This is a genomic window from Acinetobacter sp. ABJ_C5_2 (assembly GCF_044538485.1).
Taxonomy (GTDB): domain Bacteria; phylum Pseudomonadota; class Gammaproteobacteria; order Pseudomonadales; family Moraxellaceae; genus Acinetobacter; species Acinetobacter nosocomialis_A.
Genome location: NZ_JBIUCS010000003.1, coordinates 292,676 through 305,432, shown reverse-complemented (window position 1 = coordinate 305,432; position 12,757 = coordinate 292,676). Strand labels below are relative to the sequence as shown.

9 protein-coding genes are annotated in these 12,757 nt (G+C 40.5%); 5 read left to right on the top strand and 4 right to left on the bottom strand.

Going from position 1 to position 12,757, the window contains the following annotated elements; translation table 11 throughout:
• Positions 1 to 8: 8 nt before the first annotated feature.
• Complete coding sequence (gene msuE, locus ACH8JV_RS06580; RefSeq protein ID WP_396520290.1) at positions 9 to 746, bottom strand: FMN reductase; 738 nt, start codon at positions 744 to 746, stop codon at positions 9 to 11.
• Between the two features lie 375 nt (positions 747 to 1,121).
• Between msuE and ACH8JV_RS06575 the strand changes: the two genes are divergently transcribed.
• Positions 1,122 to 1,772 (top strand): response regulator transcription factor, encoded by a 651-nt coding sequence (locus ACH8JV_RS06575; RefSeq protein WP_031955588.1) that lies wholly within the window; start codon positions 1,122 to 1,124, stop codon positions 1,770 to 1,772.
• A gap of 44 nt (positions 1,773 to 1,816) precedes the next feature.
• Here ACH8JV_RS06575 and ACH8JV_RS06570 read toward each other — a convergent pair whose 3' ends face one another.
• Entirely contained in the window at positions 1,817 to 2,584 is a 768-nt protein-coding gene (locus ACH8JV_RS06570; RefSeq protein ID WP_396520288.1) for a hypothetical protein, read from the bottom strand.
• Between the two features lie 388 nt (positions 2,585 to 2,972).
• Complete coding sequence (locus tag ACH8JV_RS06565; protein ID WP_396520286.1) at positions 2,973 to 6,470, bottom strand: PAS-domain containing protein; 3,498 nt, start codon at positions 6,468 to 6,470, stop codon at positions 2,973 to 2,975.
• Between the two features lie 183 nt (positions 6,471 to 6,653).
• Between ACH8JV_RS06565 and ACH8JV_RS06560 the strand changes: the two genes are divergently transcribed.
• The 4 genes from ACH8JV_RS06560 to ACH8JV_RS06545 all read left to right on the top strand — a co-directional run bounded on the left by ACH8JV_RS06560 (position 6,654) and on the right by ACH8JV_RS06545 (position 11,697).
• A complete protein-coding gene (locus ACH8JV_RS06560; protein ID WP_000372818.1) occupies positions 6,654 to 6,986 on the top strand; it encodes a DUF485 domain-containing protein in 333 nt (110 codons plus the stop codon).
• 1 nt (position 6,987) lies between these two features.
• Complete coding sequence (locus ACH8JV_RS06555; protein WP_263614801.1) at positions 6,988 to 8,703, top strand: cation acetate symporter; 1,716 nt, start codon at positions 6,988 to 6,990, stop codon at positions 8,701 to 8,703.
• Between the two features lie 169 nt (positions 8,704 to 8,872).
• A complete protein-coding gene (locus ACH8JV_RS06550) occupies positions 8,873 to 9,565 on the top strand; it encodes an ion channel (RefSeq protein ID WP_396520284.1) in 693 nt (230 codons plus the stop codon).
• A 164-nt stretch (positions 9,566 to 9,729) separates the two neighbouring features.
• Positions 9,730 to 11,697 (top strand): BCCT family transporter, encoded by a 1,968-nt coding sequence (locus ACH8JV_RS06545; RefSeq protein WP_396520282.1) that lies wholly within the window; start codon positions 9,730 to 9,732, stop codon positions 11,695 to 11,697.
• 57 nt (positions 11,698 to 11,754) lie between these two features.
• On the opposite strand, the gene omp33-36 is transcribed toward ACH8JV_RS06545, so the two are convergent.
• Positions 11,755 to 12,657 carry a porin Omp33-36 gene (gene omp33-36 / locus ACH8JV_RS06540; protein ID WP_002054064.1) on the bottom strand — a complete coding sequence of 301 codons (903 nt, stop codon included), beginning with the start codon at positions 12,655 to 12,657 and terminating at the stop codon, positions 11,755 to 11,757.
• Between the last annotated feature and the right edge of the window lie 100 nt (positions 12,658 to 12,757).

Here is a 12,757-nt window from a genome sequence, read left to right as displayed (position 1 = left end):
TGTTGAACTTAGGCAACATGCGTTAATGATTTGCTAGACTTGTGATGCAAACGAGACTCTGCTGCATCAAGATTGGGTACAGCCGCTGAAGGTAATACTTCTTCTTGCTCAATTTGCTTGTTAATACCTAGCTCTTGATTCGCTTGCTGGGTCTTAGATTTGATCACCTCGGCACGTTTACCTTTTGCTGGCGCCCATTCTAAAATTGGTAATGCACGCGCTACTGCTAGGGTGATACGGTCAGCTAATTGCTCACTTTTCACTGTATATTCAGGGGTAAAGTCACGATCTGTCGCGTATACACCAATTGGCAAAGTTTGTGCTTGGAAGAAGCTAAACAATGGGCGGAGTTGGTGCTCGAGTACGAGTGCATGACGATCACTACCGCCTGATGCAGCTAAAAGTACAGGCACATCAACTAATGCAGTTTGTTCAACAAAGTCGAAAAAGTGTTTGAAAAGACCTGTGAAAGAAGCACGGTAAACGGGAGTACCCACAATTAGGGCATCTGCTGCTTCAACTGCTGCAAGGTCATCTTGTACACGCTGTGGAAGTTGGTTGCGATAAAATGCACCGCCTAATAATGGTCCAATTTCACTTAATTTAATAAAGTGAACTTTAATATCAATTGCTTCAGATAACTCATCAAGAATGGCCTGAACCAGACTTTCGGTTTTAGATGGGGTATTTAACCCACCAGAAACGGCAACAATATTTAAAGGTTTTGATGATGCGATACCAGTCATGATTTGGTTCCTAAGCCTAAAAAACAACATTGGACTTATTAATCAACAATGACGGCAAACTGTAAAATAACGAAATTGGTCAACCTTATCAGTTTTAAATATAAAACCTAAATAGTTGATTTTTATACTTTGTAATTTGTTTAAGTTGCTGTTTTTATTTCATATAATTATAGGTGATATATTTTTTATAATAAAAAGTAAGCTTATATAAAAAACAGATTAATTTTGATTAAAAGGTAAAAACATCTAAAAATTGAGGCTAAGTTCAGCATTTATCAACATTTTGCATAAAAATGGATAAGATGAGCATATCTTTCATCTAAATAGTAGGGTTACAATAGGCCATACTTATGCTCAAGATTACTTTAATCGCTTATGAATATTTTAATCGTTGATGATCATCCTTTGTTTCGTCATGCTTTAATTCAAGCAGTACGTTATAGCCTGCCACAGGCACAAATTCATGAAACAGCTTCGGTTGATGAGTTTTATGAGCGTTTGGAAAATGGGGCAGAACCTGATCTGGTATTACTCGATTTAAATTTACCGGGTGCTTCAGGCTTTTCGGCTCTGGTCTATGTAAGAGCACAATATCCAGCTATTCCTATTATTGTGGTTTCTGCACACGAAGAAGCTTCAATTATTCAACGTGCAATTGCACATGGTGCAATGGGTTATATTCCTAAATCGGCTCATCCAAGTCATATTGGTGAAGCGATTCGTCAAGTTCTAGATGGCGAAATCTGGTTACCACCAAACCTACCATCAAATATTAATCTTGACCCGCGAGCGGCAGATGAAACTGCTTTGGCTGAACGTATTCAGTCTTTAACGCCTCAGCAATTCCGTGTTTTGATGATGGTTGCAGAAGGTTTGTTAAATAAACAAATCGCTTATGAGCTTGATGTTTCAGAAGCCACCATTAAAGCGCATGTAACTGCCATTTTTAGAAAATTAGGTGTGCAAAATCGTACTCAGGCTGTATTGGCAATTAGTGCATTAAATATTGAAGATAAGAAAATCTAAAAATAAAAAAAGACCTCAATTGAGGTCTTTTTTATATGTTCCACTTAGGCAAGGCAATCTTGCTTTGGTGTTAGGCTGTCGCAGTACAGTGGGTTAAGCGCACATTGCAAATCATCAATTTGTTCTTGAGTCACATAGCCTTTGCTTTTTAAATATTCAGCCACACGGTCATCACGCAAGCTTAAGAAAGCTGCATCATAAACACCTAAATCAACGAACAGAGCAGCAGTTTCCAGACTGTTGAAGCGATCAAGGAAAATGTCATTGCCATACATTAAGAAGATATGGTCAAGTTTTGCTTTTTCATCTACATGCAAACGTTCAGCAAGTTGATGCGGAGGTGTCTTAATAAAGAGCAAGTCAGAAAGCTCATCAAACTGAGTCATATCTAAATGATTTTCTCCAAGTTTGACATGGCCAAGCCAAGCTTTGAAAACCAGAACAGCGCCGCCACGGAGTAGCATGCTCCAGATTTGATGGCGTGTGTCGTGATCAAGATTTTCACTCTCAGCAGTAAGGACTTTTAAGAAGTTTTCTTCTTGTTGCGCTAACTTGTCGAATAAGCCCAAGCCTTGTGGATGATAAGCAGCAGGTGCAAATACATCAAAATTTAGATCGTGAAATACATTAAGCGCGAGTGGGACTGCACACTGATAAATTGTGTTAAGTGCTTTGATATGTGCTTCGCTAAGCTTGCTATGTGGAAAAATACTCTGCCAATCTAATTCTGGAAGTAAGGCATTGGCACTGTATTGGCGATAAAATTGTTGAGACGAAAGTTGCCCTTGCGGGTTGTTATCAGAAATATTCATGGCAGTGGTCCTTTGCGTTAATTCATGAGCAGGGGTGCGATAAGGCAAAATAAATTCAAATAAATTTTCAGACGAATAAAATGCGTTTTGAATATTTATGTGTCATGCAGAAAGCAAGTAGAATACGACTAAAGTCGTATATGGTGGTTTTTAGTAAATAAATAATTATAAAAACAATAGTTTATTAAATTGTAACTAGGTGTACACGTGTTCACTTACAAAAAAGGTGGGCTTTGCCATAGAAAAAGAGTCTTTGGAAATTTTGGTCAATAATTTATTGGGTAAAAGTAGACTTTTTGAGCAGTTCTGCCTATTGGCTTAAATTTAGCCAAACGTTTTTGCCAAGAATCGCTCCCAAACCTATAAAAGGTTGAGGAGCGAAAAAAGATTAGTCTGCTGTGCTGGCAATTTTAAGCCCAGATAACCAAGCTCTTAATGAGGCAGGTTTAAGGGGTTTTTTAAGTAAAACAATATTCAGCTCTTTGAGTTGCTGCGGTAACTCAGGGTGAGAATCTGCTGTAATTAAAGCAACTGGAACATCTTCTTGACGATTTTGATTAATAAAATCAACGCCCAACTGGTTGTTGTTCAAGTGTTGATCAATGAGCCAAACCTGAATATTCTCTTTTTTAATAATTTCTAAAGCCTGCTCAGGTTCGGTAGCTTTGAACACCTGATAACCCCATCGGCCTAATAAACTACTCATACCCTCTAAAATGGTTTCATCATTGTCTAAGCATAAAATACGGTACGCTTTGGTTTTTAAAGGCACTGCTTGTACAGTCGGAGTTGCAACTTTTGGTGGCTCGACAATAGGCACCTCAATCATAAAGCATGAGCCTTTGCCCAACTCTGAGTAAACATGAACTGGGTAATTGAGCAAACCCGTCATACGTTGGACGATGGCAAGCCCTAACCCTAAACCTTGTTCACCCCAAGGTGACAAATGTCCACAACGTTCAAATTCTTGGAAAAGCTTAATTCGTTGTTCTTCAGCAATACCTGGTCCGGTATCCCAAACGCCAATTCGAATATGATTCTGCTGTTGTGCAGAACGAAGTACACCTACGACTACTCGACCTTTGGCGGTATAGCGTAAAGCATTGCTGACAAAGTTTTGAATAATACGACGAATCCACTGTGGGTCGGTATCAATCCAGAACGATACATCATGAACTTTTAGTGAAATGTTCCGCTGTGCAGCGATCGATTTAAACTGCAACTCAAGGTCACTGAGTAAATCATGCAAAGGATAAGGCTGTCTTTTCGGTTGGATACTGCCGCCTTCTAAACGAGCGATATCGAGTAGGGCAGACAGCATACTTTCGGCACCATAGAGTGCTCGGTCAAGTTGTTGTAATGTTTGGCGGTCTTCTTCTGTCGAAATACTTTGCTCAAGAACAGTACTAAACAGACGAGCCGCATGCATCGGTTGCAATAAGTCGTGACTTGCCGCGGCAATAAATCGACTCTTTGACATATTGGCCATATCGGCTTGTTCACGTGCAAGCTGTTGTTCTGTTAAGGCATCAGCAAGCTGTTGAGTTCGATCCTTTACACGAGCTTCAAGGACTGCTTCGTTCGCACGGAAAGCGGTAATGTCAGCAAATGTCGTCACAAAGCCACCGCCTGAAATAGGATTACCACGCATTTGAATCACACGACCATCTTTACGAATACGTTCAAATTCGTGGGCGCTTCCGACTTTCATCCAGTGAAGACGTTTGCGTACATGCTCTTCGACTGAACCGGGACCGCATTCGCCACGTTCAGCGTTATAACGAATCAGGTCGGCAATTGGGCAGCCGACATAGACTAAGTCTTTTGGATAGCCAAACAATTTTAAGTACTGATTGTTCCACGCGACCAGGCACATATTTTTATCAACCACACTTACCCCTTGGGTCATGTGGTCAATCATGGTCATAAGTAAGTTCTGATTAAAACGTTGCCACTGTGATGCTTGGTCTAAAATATTAGCGACTTGACCCAAAGCGAGACCGTTATTAATCATTGCTGTAGTCAGCAATGTACGTGCAGAAGCGGCACCGATAATACCTGCTAGATATTGCTCGGTAAAACGCCACCACATGCCGTTGGCAATACTATTCGGGTTAAGGGTGAGGTGGTTTTGCTCACAAAAGTTTTCGAACGCTTGTGTAGTGGGTTGCTCACCCGTAATTCTTTTAGCTAAGGCAAATAAATCACCCACTTTTAAGCGAGCTGCATCATGGGGGAGGTAGGTTAAATCGGTAGATGTATGCGGTGAAGGTAGAGGCTTGGTTTCATAATAAAAAAAGCTTTCTGCCTGAATTTGTTCGGCCACACTTGGACGGTAAAGCTTAGAAATCCAGATATATAAAAGAATATTTAAACCAAGTGACCAAATCACGCCATGAGTTAAAGGTGCAAATGACTCAAAACCAAATAGAGACTCTGGACGTAAGGCATTAATGCCAAAAGGACCAAAAAGCAAAATACTTTGAGCAGCATCCTGATAGGCTTCAGGCAAGCTACGTAAAATCGTTGGAAATAGTAAAGTATAACTCCACATTAAAAATCCAATGATGAGTCCTGCATAAACACCTTGGCGGCTTCCACCTCGCCAATACAACCCCCCAATAAGTGCAGGTGCAAATTGAGCTACCGCACTAAAAGCTAGTAAACCAAATACTGAAAGTTGGTTAATATCATTAAAGAAGTGGAAAAATAAAAAGCCAAGTAGCATCACCGCAACAATACTGATACGACGGCTAAATTTAAGAACTTTAGGTAAATGTTTGTCGTGACGTGACAGCAACTTAAAACGCCACAAGGCTGGCATAATTAGGTCGTTACTGAGCATGATAGACAAAGCAACTGATGACACCAGTAACATACCTGTTGATGCAGAGAACCCGCCCAAAAAGGCCAATAAAGCGAGCCACTCTTGGTTATAACTTAAAGGTAACGACAGTACAGCCACATCGGGTACGGTCAGGAACTTTGGTGCGGCATGTAAAGCCCAACTTGCAATTGGAATAATGGCAAGAATAGTTAAAATGAGATAAACCGCGAACCATTTACGAGCACCGCGAATATGCTTTTCATCGCGTAGTTCAACTACTGCCACGTGGAACTGACGTGGTAAACAAATAATCGCTAAACCTGCTAGCAAAGTTTGAATCCAGAAAGTTTCGGGTACACCAAAGAGCTGTACTTCTTGAAAAGTCTGGTTCACATCCGAGGTCATTTGGCTGAGGTTAGCCGGTGATTCAAAAATAAAAAATAAAGCCACACAAAGTAAGGCAAATAACTTCACGAACGACTCAAATGCAACCGCCAGCATGAGTCCGCCGTGTTGCTCCGTGTTTGCGATCTGCCTTGTACCAAAAATCATGGCTAAAATCGCAAGCACACTGGTGAGCAATAACACGCTGTTAGTCGTCGTATGAATATGCGAGCTTTGCTCCATAATGACAGAGGTACTTAAAGCAATCGCACGGAGCTGTAAGGCGAGATAAGGAATAATCGCAATAACGGCAAGAATAGTCACCAAGGATGCGAGTACACCACTTTTACCATAGCGTGCTGCGACGAAGTCAGCGATTGACGAAATCGCATGATGCTGGCGAACTCGACCTAAACGCCGCCAGATATCATAGCCAAACCAGACAAATAAAAGTGGACCTAAATAAATAGGTAAAAAGATAACGCCTTCACGTACGGCAGCGCCGGTTGCACCATAAAATGTCCATGAAGAACAGTAGACACCTAAAGTTAAACTAAATAAAAACATGCGGCCACGTGTGCCGAGACGACTGGCATGCTTCTCACCAAAAAAAGCACAGACAAATAAAAGCGCAATATAAAGAGTGAGAACCCCAATAATCAGCCAGCTGTTCATATGACCTACATAAGTGAAACCTTGTGTCTATCATAACCTATGCCGAAACAAAGCTATAAATTGATTAAATTTTAACGACCAAAGTCTAAGTTACGACTAAGCTGGAATCTTGCTAACTTTAATTATGAAAAAATACATTAAAAAAAAGTGACCAAGGTTGGGCACTAGGTAAGGAGTTTGGTTATGGATCAAAGCCAAGTGGAACAGATTCTACGCAATCCAAAGTTTCAAAAAATGGTCAAGAAAAAAAGTGCATTAAGCTGGACGCTCACCATCATCATGTTAGTGCTGTATGTGGGCTTTATGCTACTTGTGGGCTACAACAAAGAATTTTTGATGAGTTCCTTTAGTGGTGGTGTAACGACATGGGGTATCCCGCTTGGTTTAGGAATTATTGTTTTATCTTTCCTACTCTGTGGTGTCTATTCCTATATCGCAAATAATACCCTTGACCAGTTGAGTGAAGAAGCGTTGAAGGAAGTTGAAGCCATCACGCACGAGAAAGGATTACACTAATATGAAATGGAACTCATTAAAAGCGAAAGCCCTATTGGGTGCAGCATCGCTATATTCAACAGTTGCTATGGCAAGCCCAGATTTAGGTGAAGCAGAGCAACAAGCAACCAACTGGCATGCCATTATCATGTTTGTCATCTTTGTTGGTTTCACACTGTTCATTACTAAATGGGCTGCAAAGCAAACCCAATCTGCACAAGATTTCTATACTGCGGGTGGTGGAATCAGTGGTTTCCAAAACGGTTTGGCAATTGCAGGTGACTATATGTCAGCGGCGTCATTCCTTGGTATTTCCGCAATGGTATTTAGCTCAGGTTTTGATGGCTTGCTCTATTCACTTGGATTCATGGTAGGTTGGCCAATCGTTTTATTCTTGGTAGCAGAGCGCTTACGTAACCTCGGTAAATATAACCTTTCCGATGTTGTGTCATTTCGTCTTGAAGAAAAACCAGTTCGTACTCTAGCTGCTTTTAGCTCGCTTGTTGTTGTCGCGTTTTACTTGATTGCGCAAATGGTGGGTGCAGGTCAGCTCATTAAATTGCTATTTGGTTTGAACTACAACATCGCTGTAGTCATCGTTGGTCTATTAATGATGGCCTATGTAATTTTTGGTGGCATGTTGGCAACCACATGGGTACAAATCATTAAAGCGGTCATGTTACTGAGCGGTGCGACCTTCATGGCATTCATGGTGATGAAAGCGGTTGGTTTTAGCTTCAGCAACATGTTCACCCAATCTATTGAAGTGTTTAGTAAAGTTCATAACGTAAGCTTTGAAGATGCTTCAAAAATTATGGGGCCAGGTAAACTTGCTGCAAATCCAATTGATGCTTTATCTCTTGGTTTAGCGCTTATGTTTGGTACAGCGGGTCTTCCACATATTCTTATGCGTTTCTTCACTGTAAAAGACGCAAAAGAAGCACGTAAGTCGGTTGTGGTAGCAACAGGTTTCATTGGTTACTTTTACCTTTTAACTTTCATTATTGGTTTTGGTGCGATCTTGTTCGTATCAAACAACCCGCAATTCCTTGATGTTGCAAAAATGGCAGTGTCAGGCAAGCTTGAGCTGGTTGGTGGTAACAACATGGCGGCTGTGCATCTTAGTGACGCTTTAGGCGGTGACTTGTTTATGGGCTTCATTTCAGCAGTAGCGTTCGCAACGATTCTTGCTGTTGTTGCTGGTTTAACACTTTCAGGTGCATCTGCAATTTCGCACGACTTATACGCTAACGTATTTAAGAAAGGTCAAACAACTCCAGCTTCTGAACTTCGTATGTCAAAAATCGCGACACTTGGTTTAGCAATCTTTGCCATGATTTTGGGTATTTTGTTTGAAAAGCAAAACGTAGCATTCATGGTAGGTTTAGCATTCTCTGTAGCATGTTGTGCAAACTTCCCGGTACTTGTTCTTTCAATGTTCTGGAAAGGTTTGACTACACGTGGTGCAGTAATTGGTGGTGTGGTTGGCTTGGTAACAGCAGTTGTACTAATCATCTTGTCTAAAGCAGTGTGGGTTGATACTTTAAAAATCTCTGATACACCGATCAATCCGTTTAACGGTCCTGCATTATTTGCGATGCCATTGTCTTTCCTTTGCTGCTGGTTCTTCTCAGTGACTGACAACTCAGCACGTGCGAAAAAAGAACGTGCTTCTTTCGATGCACAATATGTACGTTCAATGACAGGTATTGGTGCTTCTGGCGCATCAGACCACTAATCAAAATATATTGAACATCTCATAAAAAGCCCTACGGGGCTTTTTTTGTTTCTCTTGTATGGCTTAATCAAAAGAAGCTCCTTAATAAAGAACAACTTGTTTATCCTATTTTTTGTACAGTATGATTTTCTATAATTCAAAACATAAAGAAAAAATGGAAAATAATTAAATGCGATCTATCATCGAGTTTTGGGCAGGTTTTCGATTGTTGCCTTCGGCATGGTTGCTGTTTGTGCAGTTCATTTTACTTATTCTGTCCATGCTGACTTTTGATAATGAGGCGTATAGAACCTTCACTTGGGCATTAGGAGTTCTCGCTTTACTCATTATTGCTAAGGTTATTCGTCAGACCCCCATGTTCACTTTTCTGGGCCTCACATTTGTAAGTGGGGCAATTGTATCTTCAGTTTTTATTTTATTAGGCTACAGCAATTTAACGATCCAGATTTTTGCCCATAGTTGTGAAGCGTTAGCTTATTTCTCGGCAGCTTATGGTTTATTTCGTTATATGTTTGCCGACCGATATCTAACACGGGATGAATTGTTTGCAGCAGCAGCTGTTTTTACCCTAATCGCTTGGGGCTTTGCATTTTTATACAACATTTGTCAGATACTCATTCCTAATAGCTTCCAAAATCCAAATCATGTCCATCACTTACAAACTTGGCTAGATTTACTGTTTTTAAGCTTTAGTTTGCAGTCGGCAACAGGGCTGTCTGACCTCATGCCTCTTAGCCCACCAGCACGTGTTCTAGCGATGTTACAAATGTTTTGTGGCGTTATGTACTTGGCATTAATTGTTACGCGTTTGATCGCTTTACAATACATTTCACACGCCCCTAAAAAGAATTCTGATAAATAAAGAAGGAGGTGTTGAGTTTATTTACACCTTTGTAACTGCAATATTATTTAAGTTTACTTAAAGTATTATCGGCTTTCTCTATTGAAAGATATAACTTTGTTCATTCCTGAATGTCTTTATTGGCTTTAAGCCTGTCATTTTCATTAAAATAATATGGAGGATTTATGCCTTCCAAACAAACGAGTTGGTTCGCAAATGTTAATCCCAATGTCTTTTTGGGTACGGTCATTATTATTGCTTTATTCCTAGCAGTTGTTGTGATCGCTCCGAGTTCTTTTGAACTTCTCACGCAGCAGTTAAAACAGTGGATCACTGATTCATTTAGCTGGTTTTATGTTTTATCGGTTGCTTTCTTTCTTATCCTACTGATTTATATTGCCTGTTCTTCGATAGGTCGGATTAAATTAGGCCCTGACCATAGCCAGCCCGAATACAGTAACGGTTCATGGTTTGCCATGCTGTTTACTGCCGGTATGGGTATTGGCTTAATGTTCTTTGGCGTTGCTGAACCTGTCATGCACTATGTCAACCCACCAAGCGGTGAGCCACAGACCATTGATGCAGCACAACAAGCTCTACGTGTGACCTTTTTCCATTGGGGCTTACATGCATGGGCAATTTATGCTGTGGTCGGTTTAGCATTAGCTTATTTTGCTTATCGTCATAATTTGCCTCTAAAGACCCGTTCAGCTCTTTATCCACTCATTGGTAAAAAGATTTATGGGCCATGGGGTGATAGCATCGATATATTTGCGACCATTGGTACGGTATTTGGTGTAGCGACTTCTCTCGGATTTGGTGTCACCCAGATTAACTCTGGTTTACATTACTTATTTGGTGTCGAGCAAAGTACTAATATCCAAGTTTTGCTCATTATTTTTGTGAGCATTTTAGCTTCATTATCTGTGTTCTTAGGCCTAGATAAAGGGGTCAAACGCTTATCAGAACTAAACCTGGTTTTAGCTTTAATATTATTAGTATTTGTCTTCATTGCTGGCCCTAGTATTTATTTACTTCAAACCACTATTCAAAACACTGGGCAATATATATCTAACCTTTTTACCATGACATTCAATTTATATGCTTATCAGCCAAATGGATGGATTGGGGGATGGACTATTTTATATTGGGCTTGGTGGATTTCATGGTCACCATTTGTGGGCATGTTTATCGCGAGGGTTTCACGTGGTCGTACCATTCGAGAGTTTATTGTAGGCGTTCTTCTTATTCCAACAGGCTTTACCATTATCTGGATGGGCTTTTTAGGAAATGCTGCGTTATTTAGCATTATTCATGAACATCAAACCACTCTCATTCAGGCTGTTCAGCAAGACTCATCAGTTGCACTGTTTGAATTCTTAGGGCACCTGCCATGGTCAGGTGTCATGAATATTCTGGCTACTATTTTAGTGGTTTTATTCTTCGTGACCTCTGCTGACTCAGGGGCACTCGTTACTGACTACTTAACTGCAAAAACTGAAAATTCACCTACTTGGCAACGCCTGTTCTGGACAGTGCTTATGGCGGTGCTGGCTATTATTTTACTCTTGGTGGGTGGCCTTGCCGCGCTTCAGTCTTCAATCATTATGAGTGCATTGCCATTTACTGTAGTCATGTTGCTGATGAGCTGGGGACTTATAAAAGCTTTACATCTCGATGTCACGAAAATGCAAGCAATTCAGGAAGCTCGCATTACTCCACGTGCTATTCATAACCCTAGAAGTTGGCAACAACGTCTTGGCTTAATTATGCACTATCCTCATAGCGAAGAAGAGGTTCAGCAATATATTGAAAAGCAGGTTTCACGTGCTTTTGGAAATATTCAGCATGAGTTTAAACGCCGTCATCTTGAGGTTTCGATTAGTGAAGTTGAGGACGGTATGCAACTTCGAGTCGATCATCACCATGAAATTAATTTTATTTATAAAGTTGTTTCACGTGAAACAGTGCCACCAAGTTTTTTAATTGGGCGTACTGAAGCCGAAGATGGTCAATATTTCCAAGCTGAGGTGTTTTTGAGAGAGGGTGGACAAAACTATGATGTAATGGACTGGACGCAGGAAGATTTGATCCAAGATATTATTGATCAGTACGAACGTCACTTACATTTCTTAAATATCGTACGTAGTTAAAAGCCATAAAAAAAGGACTCAATTGAGTCCTTTTTTTAATTCAATTTCTAAATTAAATTAGAAACGGAATTTAGCATTTAAGCCGATAGTTTGTGTGTCGTAGCTAGACTTTTTAACGTCAGCTTTCATGTAAGACGCACCAACTGCAAGAGCAGGAGTGATGAAGTAGTTTACGTTACCACCCCAAGCTTGGCGGAATTCACCAAGGTCATTACCTTTGATGTTAGCTACGCCGTCGTTACCGATGAATGCAGCACCAACGCTTAACTTAGGAGTTAAGTAAAGGTCAGTTTTTAAACCGTATTGGTTTTCTTGACCGAAAGCACCAGCAGCTTCAAAACCGATTGCCATGTTAGTTCCGTCGATTGGACCTACATATTTAGCACGTGCTGTAACAGCATCTTGATCGTTTTGGATAGCAGCAGTTTGGTTAACAGCAGAGTAGATACCGTTGCCCATGATACCGAAGTTATCTAAAGCAAATTGGTTAGCTACGCTTGTGTAACCAACAGCCATCAAGAAGTTAGGTAACAACATTGCACCAACTTCTAAAGCATAACGGTCGCCTTGGTCATCACGAGAAATCGCGTTTTTACCGTCAACGTCAGTGTGGTTATAAGTAGCGCTAGCGTATACAGGAAGGTAAGGAGTTGGAACGTATGCCTCACCTTTAACGCCGTATGTACCTACACGGTAGTTTAAACCGTTGTTTTGGTCATATTGTTGATAGCTATAACCTAAAGACACGCTAGAAGCTTGGTTTAAGAAAGCTGCTTCAGCTAAAGGACCCTTAGCTGTATCAACATTTTTCAAATAGAATGTACCAGCAACGTCACCAGTGTAGTTTTTATCGTTTGCAGTTGTGTCAACATATTCAGATTGACCTTGAACTTCAAATTGATAAGCATGAGCACCGGTCATGGCTAATAATACAGCAGTGGCTAAACCAAGTTTTTTCATAATCATTTCCAGCATTAACAAGAGATAAAGCTGGGGTCATTGTATTGTAACAATTTATGAAGTCAATAATAGATGAAACGTAATGTTAAGGAAATTTGAC